15 protein-coding genes and 3 pseudogenes are annotated in these 21554 nt (G+C 61.2%); 12 read left to right on the forward strand and 6 right to left on the reverse strand.

Going from position 1 to position 21554, the window contains the following annotated elements:
• Window position 1: 1 nt before the first annotated feature.
• The 3 genes and pseudogenes from P6U16_RS17060 to P6U16_RS17070 all read right to left on the reverse strand — a co-directional run bounded on the left by P6U16_RS17060 (window position 2) and on the right by P6U16_RS17070 (window position 5355).
• Window positions 2-1909 (reverse strand): ABC transporter substrate-binding protein, encoded by a 1908-nt coding sequence (locus P6U16_RS17060; protein ID WP_277701516.1) that lies wholly within the window; start codon window positions 1907-1909, stop codon window positions 2-4.
• The gene (locus P6U16_RS17065; RefSeq protein WP_277701517.1) at window positions 1906-3792 is read right to left on the reverse strand and encodes an ABC transporter ATP-binding protein; all 1887 of its coding nucleotides are present in this window, start codon (window positions 3790-3792) and stop codon (window positions 1906-1908) included. The genes P6U16_RS17060 and P6U16_RS17065 overlap by 4 nt, the downstream gene beginning before the upstream one ends.
• 217 nt (window positions 3793-4009) lie before the next feature.
• A pseudogene (locus tag P6U16_RS17070) lies at window positions 4010-5355 on the reverse strand (adenylate/guanylate cyclase domain-containing protein).
• A gap of 260 nt (window positions 5356-5615) precedes the next feature.
• On the opposite strand from P6U16_RS17070, the gene P6U16_RS17075 reads away from it, so the two are divergent.
• Window positions 5616-6959 carry a nucleotide sugar dehydrogenase gene (locus P6U16_RS17075; RefSeq protein ID WP_277701518.1) on the forward strand — a complete coding sequence of 448 codons (1344 nt, stop codon included), beginning with the start codon at window positions 5616-5618 and terminating at the stop codon, window positions 6957-6959.
• A 3-nt stretch (window positions 6960-6962) separates the two neighbouring features.
• Here the strand turns inward: P6U16_RS17075 and P6U16_RS17080 are convergent, their stop codons facing one another.
• The gene (locus P6U16_RS17080) at window positions 6963-8147 is read right to left on the reverse strand and encodes a DUF3095 domain-containing protein (protein ID WP_277701519.1); all 1185 of its coding nucleotides are present in this window, start codon (window positions 8145-8147) and stop codon (window positions 6963-6965) included.
• A gap of 161 nt (window positions 8148-8308) precedes the next feature.
• Between P6U16_RS17080 and P6U16_RS17085 the strand changes: the two genes are divergently transcribed.
• Window positions 8309-8794 (forward strand): class I SAM-dependent methyltransferase, encoded by a 486-nt coding sequence (locus tag P6U16_RS17085; RefSeq protein WP_277701520.1) that lies wholly within the window; start codon window positions 8309-8311, stop codon window positions 8792-8794.
• A gap of 3 nt (window positions 8795-8797) precedes the next feature.
• Here P6U16_RS17085 and P6U16_RS17090 read toward each other — a convergent pair whose 3' ends face one another.
• Window positions 8798-9667, reverse strand: coding sequence for an FkbM family methyltransferase (locus tag P6U16_RS17090; protein ID WP_277701521.1), 870 nt, complete (start codon window positions 9665-9667; stop codon window positions 8798-8800).
• Window positions 9668-9995: 328 nt separating this feature from the next.
• Here P6U16_RS17090 and P6U16_RS17095 point away from each other — a divergent pair, with 328 nt between their 5' ends.
• Both P6U16_RS17095 and P6U16_RS17100 read left to right on the forward strand, forming a co-directional pair.
• A complete protein-coding gene (locus P6U16_RS17095) occupies window positions 9996-10964 on the forward strand; it encodes a sugar-binding transcriptional regulator (protein WP_277701522.1) in 969 nt (322 codons plus the stop codon).
• A gap of 138 nt (window positions 10965-11102) precedes the next feature.
• Window positions 11103-12545: an extracellular solute-binding protein gene (locus P6U16_RS17100; protein WP_277701523.1), complete on the forward strand. Its 1443-nt coding sequence runs from the start codon at window positions 11103-11105 to the stop codon at window positions 12543-12545.
• On the opposite strand, the gene P6U16_RS17105 is transcribed toward P6U16_RS17100, so the two are convergent.
• The gene (locus P6U16_RS17105; protein WP_277704026.1) at window positions 12523-12816 is read right to left on the reverse strand and encodes a hypothetical protein; all 294 of its coding nucleotides are present in this window, start codon (window positions 12814-12816) and stop codon (window positions 12523-12525) included. The genes P6U16_RS17100 and P6U16_RS17105 overlap by 23 nt on opposite strands.
• On the opposite strand from P6U16_RS17105, the gene P6U16_RS17110 reads away from it, so the two are divergent.
• From P6U16_RS17110 to P6U16_RS17145, 8 genes and pseudogenes are all read left to right on the forward strand, one after another.
• Complete coding sequence (locus tag P6U16_RS17110) at window positions 12716-13639, forward strand: sugar ABC transporter permease (protein WP_277701524.1); 924 nt, start codon at window positions 12716-12718, stop codon at window positions 13637-13639. The genes P6U16_RS17105 and P6U16_RS17110 overlap by 101 nt on opposite strands.
• Window positions 13640-13656: 17 nt before the next feature.
• A pseudogene (locus tag P6U16_RS17115) lies at window positions 13657-14513 on the forward strand (carbohydrate ABC transporter permease).
• 6 nt (window positions 14514-14519) lie between these two features.
• Complete coding sequence (locus P6U16_RS17120) at window positions 14520-15638, forward strand: ABC transporter ATP-binding protein (protein WP_277701525.1); 1119 nt, start codon at window positions 14520-14522, stop codon at window positions 15636-15638.
• Window positions 15635-16759, forward strand: a complete 1125-nt coding sequence (locus P6U16_RS17125; protein ID WP_277701526.1) for an ABC transporter ATP-binding protein — start codon at window positions 15635-15637, stop codon at window positions 16757-16759. The genes P6U16_RS17120 and P6U16_RS17125 overlap by 4 nt, the downstream gene beginning before the upstream one ends.
• A pseudogene (locus P6U16_RS17130) lies at window positions 16759-18335 on the forward strand (FGGY-family carbohydrate kinase). Before P6U16_RS17125 ends, P6U16_RS17130 begins: the two are co-directional and overlap by 1 nt.
• Window positions 18332-19369, forward strand: a complete 1038-nt coding sequence (locus tag P6U16_RS17135; RefSeq protein ID WP_277701527.1) for a 2-hydroxyacid dehydrogenase — start codon at window positions 18332-18334, stop codon at window positions 19367-19369. The pseudogene P6U16_RS17130 and the gene P6U16_RS17135 overlap by 4 nt, the downstream one beginning before the upstream one ends.
• Window positions 19370-19379: 10 nt before the next feature.
• A complete protein-coding gene (locus P6U16_RS17140; RefSeq protein WP_277701528.1) occupies window positions 19380-20036 on the forward strand; it encodes a class II aldolase/adducin family protein in 657 nt (218 codons plus the stop codon).
• A complete protein-coding gene (locus tag P6U16_RS17145; RefSeq protein ID WP_277701529.1) occupies window positions 20033-21547 on the forward strand; it encodes a glycerol-3-phosphate dehydrogenase in 1515 nt (504 codons plus the stop codon). Before P6U16_RS17140 ends, P6U16_RS17145 begins: the two co-directional genes overlap by 4 nt.
• Window positions 21548-21554 lie beyond the last annotated feature (7 nt).

The following is a 21554-nucleotide window of genomic DNA, read 5'->3' on the forward strand; positions in this document are numbered from 1 at the left end:
ATCAGCTTTCTCCGCTGCCGCTGTACCAGAAGGTATCCGGCATATAGACGCCGAGATAGCTGGTCGGGTCGAAACCGTAAAGTCCCTCCGCAGGGATGTTGTTCAGGCGCGCCGATCGCAGCACCGGCTGATGCACGCCGTTGACGATGCCGATTGAAAACACCTGTTGGGTATAGATGTCGAGCATCTGCGCCCATATGTCGGCGCGCTGACTGCTTTCCGTTGTGCGCCGCCAGGCCTTCAGTAGATCAACCAGTTTGGCCGCTTCCGGCAGTTCCGGCGCATGACCGTACTGGCCGAGCGAGAGATAGTGCATGCCCCAGACAGGCCACTGCATCTGGTCGTCGGCACTTGGCGCCAATTGGCCCGGGTTCATGTCCGCCGTTGGCACGCCGTTTTCAAGGCCGGACCACATCGACATCATGATGTCGCCGCCCATTGCCCGCGAGCGGAAGACATCGCGCTGCGAGGTGCGGATGAACAGCGAGACGCCAATCTTGCGCCAATGATCGGTGACCAGTTCGAGAATGTCGGTCTCGAGCGTGCTTTCGCCGGCGGTTTCAACGACGATCTGCGCCGTGCGGCCATCGGGCAAAAGCCGCATGCCGTCGTCGTCGCGGTCCGTCAGCCCCACCTCGTCCAGCAGGGCATTGGCCTTGTCCGGATCGTGAGCGCTCCAGGCGGCGGCATATTCGGGCTTGAAGAGCGGGCTTTCAGGCAGCACGGAATCCGCGCCTTCCTTGCCCAGGCCGTAGAAAGAGACCATGTTGATCTCGTGGCGATCGATGGCGATCGATAGCGCCCGGCGGACGCGCACGTCCCAGAAAAGCTTGCGCCAGACCTCGTCCTTGCAGTTGAGGTTGGGCAGAAGCGTCACACGGGAGCCTTGCGTGCGCTTCCACAGGCTGACCTTCACTGGATAGCGTTTTTCCGAATCCTTGAGGAAGGCGTAGTCGGCAAAGTCGATACCGGTTGCCTGCAGGTCGCTTTCACCGGCGCCGGTCTTGGCGGATATGATTTCCGAGGAACTGATGTTGAGGATGAACTGGTCGATGTAAGGCAGTTGCAGGCCGTTCTCGTCCACCCGGTGGAAGAACGGATTGCGTTCGAAGACGAATTGTTCGGCCGGCGGCGCCGTGCGGTTGCGCCAGGGATCGAGCGTCGGCAGTTCCGGGTTTTCCGGTCGATACTGACGCGACATCTTGATGTGCAGATCGGCCCACTTCTTGACCCGGTATTCGCGCATCAGCGCCGAAAGACGGATGTCGTCCTGATATTTGCGGTGGAACTGCCGCATATAGGCGTGTGGCAGAAGCAAAGTGAGTGGCGAGGCCGCGGCGAGGCTCGGCAGGAAATCCGGGTTCGGGCCATCCCAGGTGTAACGCACGGTGTATGTGTCGATGACTTCGAAACGGGGCGGCTTGCCATCGACCAGAAGTTCGCGCTGGACGCCTCCCGGCCGCAAATCCTCGTTGAGGATGACGTCTTCCCAGGTATAGCGGAAATCTTCCGCCGTCAGGTAACTGCCATCGGACCAGCGATGTTTCTCGCGGATCTTGAACGTGAAAACGCTCTCATCGACATGCTCGAAGCTTTCCAGGATATCCGCCTGAAGCGCCAATTTTTCGTCATAACCGACCAGACGGGCATAGCCGTAGATCGTCATCATACGGATGTCTTTCTGGCTGCCGATCAGCGTGCGCACTACGCCGCCATATCGACCGGGTTCGCGGCCCATGGCTGCCAGATTGACGATGCGGGGCGTTTTCGGCAGGCGGTCGGCCAGGTCCGGCAGGGCCGCGGCGCGCAGGAGGGGTTTGAGAAAATCCGGTTCGACGAAACCTGCGCGAGCAACGCCCGGAAGGAAGGCCGTGGCGAGCAGGCCGAGTGTGGTACGGCGCTTGATCATGGGACGAGCTCCCTTGCATCTGCATTGCGACGGGCAAGAACGAGATGGCCATTGCCGAGGTCGGCGGGCAGCAGAATCTCACCATCGTCACCCGAGAACTGGCGGCCCCAGCTGCGCTTGTCGGAGGCGCCGCTCGGATTGAGGGCGGCAAAATCCAGCGGTCGATCGAGATCCGGGAAGGGCACGGCTGCCAGAAGAGATTTGGTATAGGGATGCACGGGTGCGCGCATCAGCGTCTCACGCGGTGCGATCTCGACGATGCGCCCGCCGCACATCACGGCGATCCGGTCGGCCATATAATCGACCACGGCCAGATTGTGCGAGATGAACAGATAGGTCAGGCCCAATTCCTTCTGCAAATCCTTGAGCAGATTGAGGATCTGCGCCTGCACCGAAACATCGAGTGCCGAGACGGGCTCGTCGCAGATCAGAAGGTCCGGTCCCAGTGCCAGGGCCCTGGCGATCCCGATGCGCTGGCGCTGGCCGCCGGAAAAGCTGTGCGGATAGCGGTTGAGGAAGCGCTGGTCGAGGCCGATCGCCTGGATCAGCGCCTTGACCTTTTCCTGCCGTGCCTGCGCATTGCCGCGATTGTGGATCTCGAGCGGTTCGGCGAGAATATTCTGGATCGTCATGCGCGGCGAAAGCGAGGAAACAGGATCCTGGAATACCATCTGGACGCGGGTGCGCAAGGCTTTCAAGGCGGAGCCTTCCGCAGCCAAAACGTCGAGGTCGCCGTCGCTGCCGTGCAGAGTGATGGTGCCTGTGTCGGGCTTGACCGCCCGCATGAGGATCTTGCTGAGCGTGGTCTTGCCGCAGCCGCTTTCGCCGACAAGGCCCAGGCATTCGCCGCGGCGGATATCGAAGCTAACGTCATCGACGGCGAGCGTTTGCGCGGTGTCGCCCTTTTTGAACCAGCTGGATTTGCGGGTGGTAAACGTCTTGCCGACATTGCGGACGGATAGCAGAACCTCCGGCCCGGTTGCCACGGCTGCCTTTTTGCCCAGCAGATTTCCGGCGTTGACCGGTATCTCGCGCAGCGCCTTCAGCCGTTCGCCCGGTTTCATGTCGAAATGCGGAACCGCCGCCATCAAGCCCTTGAGGTATGGGTGGGACGGATTGCGGAAGATCGTTTCCACCGGCCCGGCCTCCATGATCTCGCCATGGTAGATGACGACCACTTCGTCGGCGACATTGGCGACGACGCCGAGGTCATGGGTGATCAGCAGCATCGCCATGTTCAGCTTGCCCTGCAGGTCGCGCAGCAATTGCAGGATCTGGGCCTGGATCGTCACGTCGAGCGCCGTCGTCGGCTCGTCGGCAATGAGAAGCGCCGGCCGACAGATGAGCGCCATGGCGATCATGGCGCGCTGGCGCATGCCGCCGGACAGTTCGAACGGGTACATGTCGAAGGCGCGGGACGGCTTGGCAAAACCGACCAGCCCCAGCATTTCTTCGCTGCGTTCGCGCCGCTCGCTTTTCGACGCATCGGTATGGATGCGTAGGACTTCGCTGATCTGGTTGCCGATCGTATGGAGCGGCGACAGCGAGGTCATCGGCTCCTGGAAGATCTTGCCCATGCGGTTGCCGCGGATTGCGCGGATCTGCGCGCCGTCACGCGGCATCTGCAGGAGATCGGCTGGTGTGTCGGAAATGGCCGGATCGCAAAACAGGATGCGGCCGCTGGCCGATGCGGTCTGGGGAAGAATACCCATGACAGCCTGGCTGATGACGGACTTGCCCGACCCGGATTCACCGACCAGAGCAGTAACCTTGCCGGGGCGCACACGCAGGCTGACATTGCGAACGGCGTCTAACTGCCCGCCGAGCATTGCGAACGAGATGTTCAGGTTCTCGATCCGCAGCAGGTCCGCGCCTGAGGTCATGCCAGCAGTTTTCCTTGTCTTCTTCGGTCGCCGCATTGAACATGCCGCGCTCGACGGAACGCTCGGCTTCAGGCTGACGAGACTATCCCAGCGAAATTCCCCTGTCCATGACCCGAAACGGGGAAACTTCAGGCACAAGACAACAGTCGGATCGAATTGCCAAGGCAGTTTCGGAGCCGTCATTTTACTCAAAGGCAGTCCAACCCTGCCGACGTGACTACTGCAGCAGCTTGTTCCAGGCCTCCGATCCTGTCGTCTTGCGGCTGTTGCGGTAAAGCAGCATGACCTGTTCGGCTTCCGAGCGCTTATCGTGGGACTGGTTCTGCGCCACCTCGGCATAGTCCAGTTTCATATTGCTTTCGCCCGGCAGAAGCACGGTGAACTTCTGACGGACACCGCGCAACTTTTCCTCGCCGAGCGTCGTCCAGTCGCCGCCGCAATAGGTGGCAAAGGCCTGGCTGGCAACGATCGGCTGAGTGTACTTCTTGGTCAGGCCCTGCAGCCGTTCCACCTCGTTGACGGCCGCGCCGAAGGCGGAGAAGGTCAGCCTGTCCTTCAGGCCGACATTGCCGAACATGACATTGCCGACATGCAGGCCGATGCCATAGCGGATTTCCCCAGTCCCTGTCGCTTCCGGTCGATGTTCAACTCCGTCATGCGGGCGGTTGCCTGGCGCACGGCGCCCATGGCGGCCAGCGCGGCCACCTGCGAAGGCTCGCGATGGCGGCCGCACGGGTAGACGGCGAGAAAGCCATCGCCGACGAAGCTCAGGATTTCGCCGCCCTGCCTGTTGAATGGCGTGGCGATGGCGTCGAAGAACTGGTTCAGCGTGTCGATGTAGACCTGCCGGCCTTCCTTCTCGGCAAGCATCGTCGATTGGCGCATGTCGGCCATGACCAGCGCGGCCCGGATGGTATCGCCGTCACCGCGGCGGATCTGGCCGGACAGCACGCGCTTGCCGGCATTGCCGCCGAGATAGGTGGTCAGCATGTTGTCGGCAAGCTTGCCGAGTACGGCCATCTTCGCGGCGACGGCAAGGCTATTCTGAATGCGCAGCAGCGCTTCGATGACATTGTCGCTGAAGCCGTCGGGTGCATCGGTGGCCCAGGAGCCCATCATGCCCTGGCCGGCCGATTCGCCGAAGGACTGCACGAAGGCGATGTAGTCGGTCACACCCAGGGCCTTGAAATCATCGAAGACCGGAAATTCCGACGGTGTCGCAGGATCGATCTGCCGGCGCATATGATCGAGATTATTGGTCAGCAGATAATAATAGGGGCTGTGCAGAAAGCGGTTCGTGTTTTCTGGGCTTGTGTCGGCACGGTAGCCCTCGACGGTCACGCCCTTGCCGCGCATCCAGGTAAAGCCCAGCGCGTCATAGAGCGGATGCAGCATGGAAAAGCTCAGATGCACGCGGTTCAGCGGCAGGCCCGACGCGGCCAGCCGCTCGCAAAAGCCCTGGACAAGGTTTTCAAGCGTTTCACCACTCAACGCCGCCTGCTGCAGCCAATGGGATACGCGATCGAGAAGGGTGGTCGAGACATGCGCCCGGTGTGTGTTCATCGCTGGTACTTGATCTTTCCTGCGCAATCCGGCGCCCCGCCGGCACGGCATATCCAGTCTCTTCTTGCGGTGGATTGGATGATATCACCGAGGGCCAATATAATGAGGCAGTGATTGCAAAACCAGATTTAAGACAAACAAAAGTGCGCGTGTATTTTTGGTCAAGGCGATCGTGTTCCGCCGGTGCTTGACACCCGGATGATTTACGCCCAACTCCGGTGCTGCCCATCCGAGCCCGCAGACAAGATGAGAAGACGAACGTGACCGCTCTTACCTCCCCGCATCAAACCCTCCTTGCCGGCATCGACGCCCGAACCGCGCGCGCCGGCGTGATCGGCCTTGGTTATGTCGGCCTGCCGCTTGCCATGACGATTGCGCGCAGCGGTTTTCCGGTGATCGGCTTCGATATCGATACGTCGAAGATGGTGGCGATCGAGGCTGGCCGGTCGTATATCGAGGCGGTCTCTGACGCGGTGCTTCGCGAACACACGGGCTCCGGTCGCTTTCAGGCAACGGCCGATTTTTCACGGCTGGCGGAATGCGACGTGATCATCATCTGTGTGCCAACGCCGCTGACGAAACACCGCGATCCTGACCTCTCCTTCATCGTCAAGACCTGCGGAAAGATTGCTGAAACGCTGCGGCCCGGCCAGTTGATCGTGCTCGAATCGACGACCTATCCGGGCACGACCGACGAGGTTGTGAAGCCGATCCTCGAAAAGGACGGACTGAAATCCGGGCAGGATTTCTTCCTCGGCTTTTCGCCTGAACGGGAAGACCCGGGCAACCGCGACTTCGAGACGTCGAGCATCCCGAAGGTGGTCGCCGGCGACGGGCCGGCCGCCGCCGACCTCATGGTGCGCTTCTATTCCGCGGCGGTGAAGACCGTGGTGCCGGTCTCTTCGAATGCCACCGCCGAAGCGGTAAAACTGACCGAGAACATTTTCCGTGCCGTCAACATCGCCCTGGTCAACGAGTTGAAGGTCGTCTACGACGCGATGGGTATCGATATCTGGGAGGTCATCGATGCGGCAAAGACCAAGCCTTTCGGCTACATGCCCTTCTATCCGGGGCCTGGTCTTGGCGGACACTGCATCCCGATCGATCCCTTCTACCTGACCTGGAAATCGCGTGAATTCGAGCTGCCGACCCGCTTCATCGAACTGGCCGGCGAGATCAATTCGGCCATGCCGCGCCATGTGGTCGGGCGGCTCGCCGAAGCGCTCGACCGCCACAGCGGCAAGGCGCTCAGCCGGTCGCGCGTGCTCGTCATCGGTCTTGCCTACAAAAAGAACGTCCCTGATACTCGGGAAAGCCCGTCGCTGAAGCTGATCGAACTAATCGAGGAGCGGGGTGGCACGACCGCCTATCACGATCCGCATATTGCGCAGATCCCGCCGACGCGGGAGTACATGATGCTCAAGGGGCGGTCTTCGGTTTCGCTGGATGAAGAGACGATCAAGGGCTTCGATGCCGTGCTGATCGCCACGGACCACGATGCTGTCGATTACGAAGCACTCGCCCGCTGGGCGCCGCTAATCATCGATACGCGCAACGCGTTTGCCCGCCGAAACCTGGAAAGCGACCGGATCGTCAAAGCCTGACCGTCAGGGTGTGACGGAGGACGCTTTCGGCAGGCCCGAAAGACTGCCTTTCAAGCGGCTGGCCGCAACGGCATATCCGCCGGCGGCGCCATCGATGAAGTGCATGTGCGTGCGGCTGAGCGGCGTCGGCACGATGCATGTCATCAGCGCGGAATCCTGCCGGTGAAGCCCGTAGCGACAGATCCCTGCTTGTGCTGCCTCCTCAAGCCGGGCCTCGATTCGCTGCAATTGCGCCTTGCTGACATCGATCGTCATTTTCAGGCCGTCGTCGAACTTCCGGAAATCCGTGTTCTGCGCCACGTCGCTGCGATAGACCTTCGGATCGAAGCGGCCGAGCGTTGCGCCGAAGCGGAACAGCATCACGGTGAGTAGGTATTGGGCGATGATGAAAAGCTTCTGCCGCAGCCGCTTTTCCTTCGGCGCTGCGGCCTTTGCTTCGGCTTCGAGACCGGGGCGTGACAGACCAAGTTGCGGGCCCTCCTGGGCGACCGGGTGGCCCCCGCGCTCCTGCGTTGCCGCAAGGGCCACGACATCGGTGATCAGGGTCTGAAAGGCGAGGCCGCTGCCGGCCGTGCTGGGCACAGCGATGATCGAGACGATCTCCCCATGGCGCGACCTGATCGGATTCCAGCGGCAGGAAAGGCCGCTGAGATCGGGCCTCGTGCCCGGCGCGGCGGGTGGCACCGCGTAGAGGCCTTCCTTCATCCGGGTTTCCGCCCAGCTTGCCCCGCCACCGGCAAACATGGCGTAGGACACGCCTTCGCTCACCTGAAATCGCGCCACGCGCACGTCCACCCCGGCGGCCCGGATATCGGAGACCGGCACCAGGGCGGCGCGCATCGTCATCTGCAACTCTTCCTTCACCCAGCTTTGCACGGCAGCCAGCGCTTCCTCTGCCTTGCCGCGCGCCGACGGCGGAATGGCGACGAGGGCGCCGTCGCCGCCGAAGACGAAGGGGAGGTCGTGCTGGCCAAGTGCATTGAGAATGGCGGAGATGACGCTTGCGCCGGCCATGTTGACGGACTTGTAGTTTCCGGCTTCGATCGCGCCGGTCGAATCGACGATATCCGCCGTTGCCAGCGCCCAGTCTTCCGGTAGCGGCTGATAGTTGTCACGGTCGGCCACGCCCTCGAATTCCACGAAGACGGGAAGCGTGCTGAAAAATGTATCGCTGGAAAATTCTGCCATGGCCAAGCCTAGCACAGTCGAAAGCGCGATGCGATTGAGGCGTCGGCATCGGCATTGACAAAATCTTGATGTCGGATGCGCGGTCAACGCCATCGACCGCACGAAGGATGCCGTGTTAAGCCGAACCCCTCGAATGCAACAGAAAACGGATTAACACCGATATGAGCCGCCTCGACAGCTTCATCCGCCGCCTGACCGCCCAGCGCGACATCCTCAATCATATCAGTGCAACGATGATGGATGGATTGGGAGACGGGCCGGTTCTCGAAATCGGCCTCGGCAACGGGCGCACCTACAGCCATCTGCGAAAGCATTTTCCCGGTCGACGCATCGTCGCCTTCGATCGGGCCATCGGGTCCCATGCGAGTTCGACGCCGGAGCCTGATGATCTGGTCATCGGTGAAATCCGCGAGACGGCGCAAGCCTTTGTCGGCGCAGAGGCGGCTCTGGTGCATGCCGATATCGGTACGGGTTATCCAGATAAAGATGCCGTGACGCTGACCTGGCTGCCGCAACTGGCGGCGGGCAGCTTGCGCAGCGGCGGCATTGCCGTCAGCGGCCTGCCGCTGGAGCATCCCGATCTAGAGCCGCAACCGCTGCCGGCCACGGTGCGCGAGGATCGCTATTTTCTCTACCGCAAACGCTGATCGTCAGGATGGCAGCAACAGCACGTCGTATTGCACGCGGTCGATCGGCATCTTGGCGACCTTAAGGGCGACCGGGTCGTCGTCTTCGGCAAAGACGAGGCAATCCGTGTAGAAGCCGGCGAGATAGCGGACGAATTCCGCCGATCCCTCTGGGCCGTAGAAGGCCGGTGAGAACTCCATGTAGAGCGGCACCTTGAGCGTCATCAGCGCTTCCATGGAACGGCAGGCGACCGGCTCGTACCCCTCGATGTCCATCCAGACAAGGCCGACGGAACTGGCCTCGATCCCTGCATCCGCCAGGATCGCGCTGACCGGGCGGACGGGCACGGAAATCTCCTTGTCGGATGGGCTTTGTCGCAGGGCGCTGCTTTTCCCGTGATTGTCCTGATGCTGGAAGAAGGCGATTTTGCCCTCGCTTTCGCCGGCTGCACAATGGACGAGGGTCACCATGCCATCGAGCCCGTTCTGCCGGATGTTGGTCTCCAGCAGTTCGAAGTTGCGCGGGTCCGGTTCGATGCTGACGATCCGGCTGTAAGCCTTGCTCAGGCCGAAATAGACCGTCTGGGTGCCGATATTGCCGCCGAGTTCCAGGAGCACGGTATCCGCGCGCCAGAGGCCTCGGGCTTTCAGGACGGCCAGCAACCGATCGACATGCTCCCGCTCGAAGTGGCCCTTCCGGAAGATTTTCCGGCCGATATAGTCATGCGGGGAAAAGGTCATGACGTGATCGCCGCAGTCTATGGTCATGGTCAAAAGCCGTGCCGGCAGGACGTTGACGAGCAATTCGCGGCCGTATCGCGTGTCGAAGAATCGTCGCGCAAGCCTGTTCCTGATCTTTCGGATCTGGCGTTTTACCCTTTTGACAGTCAGCATTCCGGATCCAGTCGTTTTCGACGTTTCTTCGTCTGCGCTACAGCATGGGTGCGCAAATTGGAATGATTTTTGGCTTTTCAAAGCCGATTTCCCGATTTTAAGCCCGTAAATTGATTTTTTCCGGCGGTTTCGCTGTTCTTTTCGCACTGCAAGAACAGACTGAATTCCTTGTCTTTATCGTTCATGTCACGGGAGACGGACCTGTTTCGTCAGCCGTCGTAAGGCCGTTCCCACGCTGGGGTACAGCCGCGGGGTGCTTGACAAAATTTTCAGCAGATGAAAATATTTTCACAGTCAGAAAAAATATCAAACTCTGAGGGTGGAGAACATGGCGATCACGGGTGGGGGCTCCCTAAGAGATGATGAGTCGAGCATGGCGACCCGTGCGGCGTGGCTGCACTACGCCGGCGGCCTGACGCAGGCGGAGGTTGCCAAGCGCCTCGGGCTGTCGTCGCTCAAGGCCCACAGGCTGATCATGAAGGCCAACCAGGACGGTCTGGTGAAGGTCTATATTGACGGCGAAGTCTCCGAATGCGTCGAACTCGAGCAGAAGCTTTCGACCCGCTACGGCCTCGATTACTGCGAGGTCGTGCCCGATTTCGATCCGGAGGACCTGCCGCTGAAGGCGCTCGGCATTTCCGGCGCGCAGTTCCTCAAGCGCGAGATCGAGCGGGAAGGGCATGTGCTGATCGGCATGGGCCATGGCCGCACGCTTGCTGCTTGCGTCGAATATCTGCCGCGCACGACAAACAACGATGTCCGCTTCGTCTCGCTGCTCGGCGGGCTCACGCGCAAGTTCTCCGCCAACCCGCACGACGTTATCCATCGGCTGGCGGAGCGTACCGGCGCGGAAGCCTATGTCATGCCGGTTCCGTTCTTTGCAAATACGATCGAGGACCGGGATGTGCTGTTCAGCCAGCGCGGCGTTCGCGAGGTGTTTGATCTCGCCAACAGCGCCGATCTGCTGCTCGTCGGCATCGGTACGGTTGAGCGCGAGGCGTCGCTGGTCGCCACCGGCATGATCGAGAAAAGTGAGATCGAGGAAATCAAGACCGGCGGCGGCGTCGGTGAATTGCTGGGTCATTTCTTCGACAGGAATGGCCAGCCGATCGAAACGGCGCTGTCGGATCGCACGTTTACTATGAAGCGCGAGGATTTGAAGAACCGCCGCATCGTGGCTGTCGCCGGAGGCAAGGTGAAGGCGCGGGCGATACGCTCGGTGCTGGAGAGCCGCTTCCTGAGCGGCCTGATCACCGATGAGCGCACGGCGCAGACCTTGATGAACGACGCCGATTGAAAGCGGCGCTGGGAATGGAGACCGGGGCGAACGACAGGACCGGGGAGGTCTCTGTCGCGTCCTTTTGGAGGAAATACCGGTCGGGTAGCCGGTAAGGCTCAACCGAGCTTGTTTTGCCCGCGAAGGAGGAGAAGACCAATGTACGAAAAGGAAAAGGATCTCATCGGTGCGTTTCTGCGCGGAGAGGTGGACCGCCGTGGAATGCTGAAGGGCCTTGGCGCCATGGGAATAACCGCCGGCACTGCCGGCACGCTGTTCAACATGATGTCGACCAATGCACATGCCGCTGACTTCGACTGGAAGGCCCATTCCGGCAAGTCGCTGAAGCTGCTTTTGAACAAGCACCCTTACGCCGATGCGATGATCGCCAACCTGCAGACGTTCAAGGATCTGACCGGCATCGAGGTCACCTACGACGTGTTCCCGGAAGATGTCTATTTCGACAAGGTGACGGCGGCGCTGTCGTCGGGGTCCACGGAATATGATGCGTTCATGACCGGCGCCTACATGACCTGGACCTATGGTCCGGCAGGCTGGATCACCGATCTTAACGAGTGGATCAAGGATCCGGCCAAGACCAATCCGAACTATGCCTGGGACGACTTCCTGCCGGGCGTGAAAAACTCCTGCGCGTGGAACGGCACACCGGGCGGCGTGCTCGGTTCGGAGGATGCCAAACAGTGGTGCATTCCTTGGGGCTACGAGCAGAACGACCTCACCTACAACAGGACAATGCTGGACAAGATCGGCGGCAAGGTTCCCGGAAATCTCGATGAACTGATCGAGACGGCCGGCAAGGCGTCCAAGGATCTGGGCGGACCGTACGGCATCGGCGTTCGTGGATCGCGTTCCTGGGCAACGATTCATCCGGGCTTTCTTTCCGGCTACGCCAACTATGGCCAGAAGGATCTGAACGTTTCGGCCGACGGCAAGCTTTCGGCGGCGATGAACACCGCGGAATCCAGGGCTTTCCATGCCAAATGGGTGCAGATGATCCAGGAAAGCGGCCCGAAGGACTGGTCGACTTATACTTGGTATCAGGTCGGAACGGACCTCGGGGCCGGCGCATCCGCGATGATGTTCGACGCCGACATCCTCGGCTACTTCATGAATGGCGGCACCAACAAGGAAGCCGGCAATCTTGCCTTCGCCTCCTTTGCTGCCAATCCGGCCGCAACCTCGGCAACGCCGAACATCTGGATCTGGTCGCTCGCCATGTCCAACTTCTCCAAGGACAAGGACGCGACCTGGTACTTCATGCAGTGGGCATCCGGTGCCGAGCACGCCATCTTCGGCGCCACCAAGATGGACTTCGTCAATCCGGTCCGCCAGTCGGTCTGGAAGGACGAGATCTTCCGCGAACGTCTCAACAAGAGCTACGCGGGCTATGTCGACATGTTCGACAAGTCGGCACCGGGTGCGTCGATCAAGTTCACGCCGCAGCCGCTGTTCTTCGACGTGACCACCGAATGGGCCTCGACGCTCCAGAAGATGGTTGCCAAGGAAGTGCCTGTTGATGAAGGCCTCGATATGCTCGTCCAGAGCATCGACACCCAGCTCAAGGAAGCCGGTCTCGGCTAACCGAAACTGACGACGATACCCGGCGCTTGAGGTGCCGGGTATCGCCCGCACGGCCTTCGGAGCAGAGCGTTCCCGGCTTGAAAACAACCTGAAAGCCGTCGGACGAGCGCGGGCAAACCGCGCTATGCTCTTGCGTGGTTTCTTCAATGACAAACGGATCGGAGCTGAACATGGCTTCAACAGCAAACCAACGCAAAGCCGCCTCCGGTTTCAGGATCAGCAGAAAGGCCTTGCCGTATGTGCTGAGCCTTCCGGCCTTGCTTGTCTGCATCGGCATTCTCGTCCCGTTCCTGACGGCGGTCGTCTATTCCTTCCAGCGTTATCGCCTGAGCCAGCCCTGGGCGCGTCAGTTCAACTGGGGTGACAACTACATCAACTTCATGAGCGATCCGGGCTTCTGGAACACGCTGAAGATCTCGCTGATCTATGCCGGCACGACGGTGACGCTCGAGCTCCTGCTCGGCCTTGGCATCGCCCTGCTTCTCCAGCGGCGTTCAACCCTCAACAATTTCGTTTCGATCATGCTTCTGATGCCGTTGATGACGGCGCCGGCGCTGGCTGCGCTGATGTGGAAGCTGATGACCAATCCGGGCTTCGGCATTCTGAGCTACTTCGCTGGTCTGATCGGTCTGCAGGATTTCCGCTGGGCCTCGTCGCCGGATACAGCACTTTTGACCGTCGTTCTCGTCGATATCTGGGTCTACACGCCCTTCATCATGATCCTGCTCCTGGCCGGTCTGCGCTCCCTGCCGACGCAGCCCTTCGAGGCGGCGGCGCTGGATGGCGTGCCGCGTACCTTCGTCTTCTTCCGCATCACCCTGCCGATGCTGACACCCTATATTCTGACGGCGACGTTGTTTCGTCTGCTCGACAGCATCCAGCAGTTCGACATCATCTATGCGATGACGCAAGGCGGGCCGGGCGATACGCTGACGGTCTTCCAGGTGGAGGCCTATCTGAACTTCTTCCAGTCGACCAATGTCGGGCGGTCCGCAGCACTGATGGTCATCCTCTGGGCGATCACCTACTTCCTGTCGAATGTCTTCATCAAACACTGGTTGCGGCTGCGCGAACGCGCCCGTGGCGAATCCTGAGAGCGGAGGCAGCACCCATGGAAACCACATCCACCTTCGAGAAAATCTTCCGCGGCACGGCCCTGACGCTGGTCGTCCTGTTCTTCATGTTCCCGATCTTCTGGATCTTTCTCATGTCCTTCCAAACGAACGAGACGATCCTGCGCATTCCGCCCTCGGTCGTGTTCACGCCGACCTTTGAGAACTATCAGGCGCTGATCACCGGCAAGCTGACCTCGGCGGCCGGCACGCTCGATATCGCCTTCATGCGAAACCTTGGAAACTCGGTTTTCCTGTCGGTCGCCTCCGTTGCGGTCGCGCTCGTGCTCGGCGTTCCCGCCGCCTATGCTTTTGCCCGCCACAAGTTCCGCGGTTCGGAGGATATCGCGTTTACGCTTCTGTCGTTCCGCTTTGCCCCACCCTTGCTGGTGCTCCTGCCACTGACCCAGTATTTTCAGTGGCTTGGCCTGTCCGACACCTATTTCGGCCTGATCTGGGTCTATCAGCTGATCTGCCTGCCGCTCATCCTGTGGATCGTACGCGGCTATTTCGAGGATATCTCGGCCGATGTGGAATACGCTTATCGCATCGCCGGCCATTCCTGGTTTGCGACGTTTCGCAAGATCGCGCTGCCGCTGGCCGGTCCGGGGTCGCCGCTGCCGGTCTGCTTGCCTTCATCTTTGCCTGGAACAACTTTGTCTTCGCGCTGGTGCTTGCATCGGCCGACAAGCAGCCGGTGACGGTGGGAGCCCTTGCTTTCGTAACGGCATCAGGCATCCAGTATGGACAGATCGCCGCCGCCATCGTGCTGTCGATCACGCCGACGCTGGTCATCGCACTCTACGCGCAACGCTACCTGGTCGAAGGCCTGTCGCTTGGCGCGGTGAAGGGATAGTTTGGAATGACAACGCTTCAACTGAAAAACATCGTCAAGCGCTACAAGAGCCAGACGGTTCTGGATGATCTTTCGCTCAGCGTGGCCGATGGTGAAACGCTGGTTCTGTTCGGACCGTCCGGCGCCGGCAAGACCGTCCTCCTGCGCATGGTTGCCGGTGTCATTGAGCCGGATGAGGGGCGGATCCTGATCGGTGGAGAAGACATGGCCGAGGTGGACGCCGAACATCGCGGGATAGGCATGGCCTTCCAGAACTTCGCGCTGTTCCCGCACATGAGCGCCTTCGACAATATCGCCAGCCCGCTGACGGCGACCCGCTCGTCGAAGGAGGTGATTTCAGCCGGCGTGCATAAGGTGGCGAAGCTGCTCAAGATCGACCATGTGCTGACCCATCACCCGAAAGCCCTGTCGAACGGCCAGAAGCAGCGCACGGCGCTTGCCCGGGCGCTGGCCGGCTCGCCGCCGCTGCTCCTGCTCGATGATCCCTTGCGCAATGTCGATGCCAAGCTGCGGTTCGAGATGCGGCTGGAACTGCCGCGGCTTCTGGCTGCGCAAGGCGCGACGGTGGTCTACGTGACGCAGGACTACAAGGAAGCCATGGCGCTTGGCGATCGTATCGCCGTCATGTCGCAGGGCCGTATCCGCCAGATCGGCACGCCGGAAGAAATCTACAACGCACCCGCCGATATCGAAATTGCCCGCCTGTTCGGCGATCCGACGATCAATCTCCTGGATGTCGTGCCCAAGGAAGGGCCTGATGGCGTTTATGTCGAACTTTCGAATGTGAAGATCGCGCTATCAGGCATGCCGCGCACGGTGGTCGGGAAAACCTGTGTCATCGGTCTGCGACCCGAAACCATCGTCTTCGCTGACGCAGGTTCGCCGGGCGCCATTCCGGTGACCGTCGAGGCCGAAACACCGCTCAATGAAAAGACCGTGACGCTGGTGATGACCGTGCGTCGGCGCGAAGTCCTGGTTTCGCGGCCGGCGGGCATGCCCGGCCCGGTCTCGGGACCGGCGCACATCACCGTCGATGGCCGGACAGCCTTCCTGTTCGACAAGGAAAGCGGCGCCCTGATCGCCTCGGTCGGGGCGTCTGCGACATGCAATGGAGAAGCCGCATGAGCGACACCGCACTTCTGATCAACGGCGTCGACAAGTTCTACGGTCCGATCGACCATGGGGTCCATGCCGTCAAGGACCTCAACATGGATGTGAAAAAGGGCGAGATCATCGCGCTTCTCGGTTCGTCCGGTTGCGGCAAGACTTCGACGCTGCGCATGGTCGCCGGTTTCGAGGCGGTCTCGCGCGGGACGATCCAACTGAAGGGGCGCGAGGTTCAGACTTTTCCGCCTGTCAAACGCAATGTCGCCATGGCCTTCGAGGGCTATTCGCTCTATCCGCCGCTGACGGTGAAGGAAAACATCGCCTTTGCGCTCAAGTCTTCGAAATTTTCGCAGGCGGTGGTCGAGGAGAAGGTTGCCTATATCGCCAAGCTTCTCGAAATCGAGGACATCATGGGCCGCTATCCAAGCTCGATCTCGGGCGGGCAGCAGCAGCGCGCTTCGCTTGGCCGGGCGCTGATCCGGGACGCGGACCTGCATCTCCTGGATGAGCCGATGGGCCAATTGGAGCCGCAACTGCGCGCCGTGCTGCGCGGCCGCATCAAGCATTTTATCAAGGAGCGCGGCTTGACCGCCATTCTCGTCACCCACGACCAGACGGAGGCAAACGCGCTTGCCGACCGGATCGCCGTGATGGAAGGCGGCGTTCTGCAGCAATTCGATACGCCACAGGTGATCAAGGAGCGTCCGGCCAATCTCTTTACCGGGACCTTTGTCGGCGAGCCGCCGATGAACGTGTTCACGGCCGGCATCTCGGGCAATGAGGAGAAGGTCGCCTTCGGTCTCAATGAGGGTGTGAAGCTCGAATACCGTGCGTCCGATTTCTCGCCCGCGGTGCGCGATGCGCTGATGAAGCGCAGCAAGGTCGTGCTCGGCATCCGGCCCTATGCCGTTCGCCGTGCGCAGGACGGCGTGGGGGCTCGGGTCGCGGTCAACCAGTGGCTCGGCGACCAGACTCATATCGCCACCGACTTTGCCGGCGGAACCATGGTTCTGGTCGAGCACGACCGCTCAAACCTGTCGATCGGCGAAAATGTCGGTATCCGGCTGGATCCCGGCAGCCTCCATGTCTTCGACAGCGAGAGCGGCAAGGCGATCAGCCATGGGCAGGAGCTGGCCTGATGCGCGACATCCTGATCGGGATCGATGCCGGAACCTCTGTCATCAAGTCTGTCGCTTTCGATCTTAGCGGCCGGCAGATCGTGTTTTCGGCGATCCCGAACAGTTATGAAAGTGTCGGCCGCACCGGCGTCGTCCAGGATCTCAACAAGACCTGGGCGGATGCGGCAAAGACGCTCGCCGATCTCGCCGACAAGATCGACAATCTGGCGAGCCGCGTCGCTGCGATTTCGGTCACGGCGCAGGGCGATGGCACATGGCTGATCGACAAGCATGGCGAGCCCGTCGGCAAGGGCTGGCTCTGGCTCGACGCCCGCGCCGGTGAAACCGTCGACCGCCTGCGCGGCGACAGCGGCGATGTGGCCCGGTTTGCGCATACCGGTTCCGGCCTTGCCGCCTGTCAGATGGGGTCGCAGCTGCGCTGGATACTCGATAACGAGCCGGCCATGCTCAACGGTGCGACGACGGGATTCCACTGCAAGGACTGGCTCTATTTCAAGCTCACCGGCCAGCGGGCGACGGATCCCTCCGAGGCCAATTTCACCTTCGGCAATTTCCGCACCCGGCAATATTCCGACGAGGTGATCGGCTTTCTCGGGCTTGAAAAGCAGCGTTATCTTTTGCCCGAGATCGTCGATGGCGCCGTGACGCGCCATCCGCTCAGCGAGAGTGCGGCAGCCTTGACGGGGCTGCTTGCGGGGACGCCGGTTGTTCTCGGTTATGTCGATGTGGTCTGCACGTCGCTGGGCGCCGGACTTTACGAGCCGGGCACCGACACCGGATGCTCGATCATCGGCTCGACCGGCATGCACATGCGTCTCGCCAGGGATGCCGATGATGTGATCCTCAATCCCGGGCTCACAGGTTATACGATGTGCCTGCCGATCCCCGGCGCCTATGCGCAGATGCAGTCCAACATGGCGGCGACGCTGAACATCGACTGGATTCTCTCGGTCGCCGGCAGCGTGCTGAAAAGCGTCGGCGTCGAGAAAAACAAGGCCGAGCTTCTCGGCCATGTCGAAAGCTGGCTTGCCCAATCCCACGATACATCGCTTTTGTTTCACCCGTATATTTCAGAGGCAGGTGAGCGTGGTCCCTTCGTCGATGCGGCGGCACGGGCATCTTTCGTCGGTCTCGAAACCGGGCATGGTTTCGCAGATATGGTGCGGGCCGTCTTCAACGGCCTGGCAATGGCGTCGCGCGATTGTTACGTGGAGATGGGGCCGCTGCCGTCGCGTGTCCGCTTGACAGGGGCGCCGCGCGCAGCGCGTCGCTTCGGCGCATCCTCGGCGGTGCGCTCGGCTGCGCCATCCAGACCAGTGAGCGGGAAGAAGCGGGTGCCGCTGGAACGGCAATGATTGCCGCCGTCTCGCTCGGCATCTATGGCTCGATGGCGGATTGCGTCAAGGACTGGGTAACGCCCTATCAGCGGCCGCCGGAGCCGGCAGATCAAGCCATGGCAGCGCATTTCGATGCCGTGTTTCCAACCTACAGGCAATCGCGCCTGGCCCTTCGCCCGGTCTGGCACGCCCTTTCCCACGGCGCCAGCCCGGCTTCTGAACAGGAAAGACCGCAATGAAGAAGATCGCCATTATCGGGGACAGGTTCATGCTGCCGACCATCTTCCGCGACAAGGTCGTGGAAGCCTGCGGCGAGGCGCATGATATCCGTCTTCTGGAGCAGCCCTGGCCGGATGTGCCGATGGAGCATGGCTATGCCGTCGAGGGCATGGACGGGCTGAAGGAATATGTCGGCACGACCGACGAGATCGTCGATTTCGTCGGCGACGCGGAACTGGTGATCACCCAGCTCGCACCCTTCTCGCGGGGCATTTTCGAGCGCCTGCCCAATCTGAAATTCGTCGCCGTGTCGCGCGGCGGGCCTGTCAATATCGACATGAAGGCGGCGAAGGAAGCAGGTGTCCTCATCGTCAATACACCCGGCCGCAATGCAAGCGCCGTTGCCGAATTCACGCTCGGCGCCATTCTCGCCGAGACCCGGCTGATCCGCACCGGCCACGAATCCCTGCGCAAGGGCGAGTGGCGCGGCGAGCTTTACCGGGCCGACAAGACCGGCCGAGAGCTTTCGGAAATGACGGTCGGCGTCGTCGGTTACGGCAATATCGGTACCAAGGTCGTGCGTCTTCTCCGGGCCTTCGGCACCAAGGTCATCGTGCATGATCCCTATGTCCAGCTTTCGGCGGATGATCACAATTCCGGGGTTGAGCATGTCAGCCTTGATGATCTGCTGTCGCGCTCCGATGTCGTGACGCTGCATCCGCGCGTCACCGAGGAAACGCGGGGCATGATGAATGCCGAGCGATTTGCCATGATGAAGCCTGGCGCGGTCTTCGTGAACACGGCGCGCGGCCCGCTGGTCGATTACGACGCGCTTTATGAGGCGCTGGTCGACGGTCCGCTTGGATCAGCCATGCTGGAAACCTTTGCCGTCGAGCCTGTTCCTGTCGATTGGCCGCTGCTGCAATTGCCGAACGTGACGCTGACGCCGCATATTGCCGGGGCCTCGGTTCGCACCGTGACCTATGCCGCTGAAATGGCCGCCGAAGAGGTGCGCCGCTATATTGCCGGCCTGCCACCGGTCAATCCATGCTGAGGTGATCGCCATGACCGAGCTTGAGTTGCGCATCGCGATCATCGAACACTGCCGCACCATGAATGCCAGCGGGTTGAACCAGGGCACGTCAGGCAATATCAGCGTTCGCCATGGTGCCCGCATGCTGGTGACGCCGTCGGCCGTTGCCTATGCCGAAATGACGCCTGACATGATTGTCTCAATGCCGATCGATGGTGATCCGAGTGCCTGGGAGGGACCGAAGAAACCCTCCGTCGAATGGCCGTTCCATCGGGATATCCTGCGGGGGCGTCCGGAGATCGGGGCGGTGGTGCATACCCATGCAATGTTTTCGACCATTCTTGCCATGGCCCGCAAGCCCATCCCCGCCTGCCATTACATGATCGCCGCTTTTGGTGGCAATGATGTGCGGGTGTGTGACTACGCCCGTTACGGCACGCAGGAACTATCTGAAAACGTGCTGAAGGCGCTGGAAGGGCGGTCCGCGTGCCTGATGGCCAATCACGGCATGATCGCCACCGGTCCGACGCTTGAAAAGGCGATGTGGGCGGCGGTAGAGCTCGAGACCATCGCAAGGCAGTATTATCATGCGCTTCTGATCGGCGGTCCTGTCATCCTTCCCAATGAGGAGATTGCCGGCGTACTGAAGGGGTTCGCGAGTTATGGATTGCAGGAGGAACGGTCGTGAGCGCTGAAGACGGCATCGTCGACCTGTTCATCATCGGCGGCGGCGTCAACGGCGCCGGCATCGCGCGCGATGCTGCAGGGCGCGGTATGTCCGTGGTTTTGTGCGAGAAGGACGATCTGGCCCAAGGCACCAGTTCCCGCTCTGGCAAGCTCGTCCATGGGGGCTTGCGCTACCTCGAATATTACGAATTCCGGCTGGTACGTGAGGCGCTGATCGAGCGCGAGGTGCTCTTAGAATCAGCACCGCACATCATCTGGCCGATGCGCTTCGTCCTGCCGCACAGTTCGTCCGATCGCCCGGCATGGCTCGTACGTCTCGGCCTGTTTCTCTACGACCATCTCGGCGGCCGCAAGCGCCTGCCGGGCACGCGCACGCTCAATCTGGCGACGGCGCCGGAGGGCGCGCCGATCAAGCGGGACTACCGCAAGGGTTTCGAATATTCCGACTGCTGGGTGGACGATGCCCGGCTCGTGCTTTTGAATGCGCTCGATGCCAGCGAACGGGGCGCCGACATTCATACCCGCACCGCCTGCACATCCATCAGGCGAAACGGCGATCTCTGGGATATCGAGATGACCGAGGCCTATTCCGGCCGCAAGATTCCCGTCAAGGCGCGCTGCGTCGTCAATACGGCAGGCCCATGGGTCAATGACGTCATCGGGCGGGTCGCGGGATTGAACTCGGCGCGCAATGTCCGGTTGGTCAAGGGCAGCCACATCATCGTGCCGAAATTCTGGGAAGGGCGTCAGGCCTATCTCGTCCAGAACCCGGACAAGCGGGTGATTTTCATCAACCCTTACGAAAACGATCTGGCCCTGATCGGCACCACGGATATTCCCTATGAGGGACGGCCGGAGGATGTTACGCCGGATGACAGCGAGATCGACTACCTGATCACGTCGGTCAACCGCTATTTCAAGCAGCAGCTGGCCAAAAGCGATATCGTGCACTGCTTCTCCGGCGTGCGGCCGCTTTACGACGACAATGCGGAAAATCCGTCCGCCGTGACGCGCGACTATATTTTCGAGGTCGATGGCGCAGACGGCAAGGCGCCGCTGCTCTCCGTCTTCGGCGGCAAGATCACGACGTTTCGCAAGCTGTCCGAACATGCGCTGGAAAAGATTCGGCCGTTCTTTCCGGCCATGAAGCCGGGCTGGACCGCAAAGGGTACGTTACCGGGCGGCGACATGCCGGAGGCGGATTTCGACCAGTTCCTCGGCGATCTCAGGGCCCGCTATCGCTGGCTGCCGGTGGACCTCGCCAAGCATTATGCGCGGCTCTACGGCACGCGCGCCCATGAACTGATCGGCAATGCCGCCGCGCTCGAGGATCTCGGGCAGGCTTTCGGAAAGCTTTTGCGCGCACGCGAGGTGCAGTTCCTGATGGAGACCGAATGGGCGCGGACGCCGCAGGACATTCTGGAGCGGCGCACGAAACACGGATTGCACATGACATCAGGCGAGCGCGAGACGTTCACAGCCTGGTTCGAGCAGCAATCGCAGGCGGCCTGAAACAGGA

Origin of the sequence: Rhizobium sp. 32-5/1 (assembly GCF_029537235.1) — a bacterium.
In the GTDB taxonomy this organism is placed as follows: domain Bacteria; phylum Pseudomonadota; class Alphaproteobacteria; order Rhizobiales; family Rhizobiaceae; genus Pararhizobium.

Bases quoted from the DNA above. Each gene is read 5' to 3' on its own strand.
- P6U16_RS17125 (WP_277701526.1), top strand. From the start codon at position 15,635: ATGAGCGACACCGCACTTCTGATCAACGGCGTCGACAAGTTCTACGGT.
- P6U16_RS17060 (WP_277701516.1), bottom strand. From the start codon at position 1,909: ATGATCAAGCGCCGTACCACACTCGGCCTGCTCGCCACGGCCTTCCTT.
- P6U16_RS17080 (WP_277701519.1), bottom strand. From the start codon at position 8,147: ATGGCAGAATTTTCCAGCGATACATTTTTCAGCACGCTTCCCGTCTTC.
- P6U16_RS17105 (WP_277704026.1), bottom strand. From the start codon at position 12,816: ATGCAGACAAGCAAGGCCGGAAGGCTCAGCACATACGGCAAGGCCTTT.
- P6U16_RS17085 (WP_277701520.1), top strand. From the start codon at position 8,309: ATGAGCCGCCTCGACAGCTTCATCCGCCGCCTGACCGCCCAGCGCGAC.
- P6U16_RS17090 (WP_277701521.1), bottom strand. From the start codon at position 9,667: ATGCTGACTGTCAAAAGGGTAAAACGCCAGATCCGAAAGATCAGGAAC.
- P6U16_RS17095 (WP_277701522.1), top strand. From the start codon at position 9,996: ATGGCGATCACGGGTGGGGGCTCCCTAAGAGATGATGAGTCGAGCATG.
- P6U16_RS17140 (WP_277701528.1), top strand. From the start codon at position 19,380: ATGACCGAGCTTGAGTTGCGCATCGCGATCATCGAACACTGCCGCACC.
- P6U16_RS17065 (WP_277701517.1), bottom strand. From the start codon at position 3,792: ATGACCTCAGGCGCGGACCTGCTGCGGATCGAGAACCTGAACATCTCG.
- P6U16_RS17135 (WP_277701527.1), top strand. From the start codon at position 18,332: ATGAAGAAGATCGCCATTATCGGGGACAGGTTCATGCTGCCGACCATC.
- P6U16_RS17100 (WP_277701523.1), top strand. From the start codon at position 11,103: ATGTACGAAAAGGAAAAGGATCTCATCGGTGCGTTTCTGCGCGGAGAG.
- P6U16_RS17110 (WP_277701524.1), top strand. From the start codon at position 12,716: ATGGCTTCAACAGCAAACCAACGCAAAGCCGCCTCCGGTTTCAGGATC.
- P6U16_RS17120 (WP_277701525.1), top strand. From the start codon at position 14,520: ATGACAACGCTTCAACTGAAAAACATCGTCAAGCGCTACAAGAGCCAG.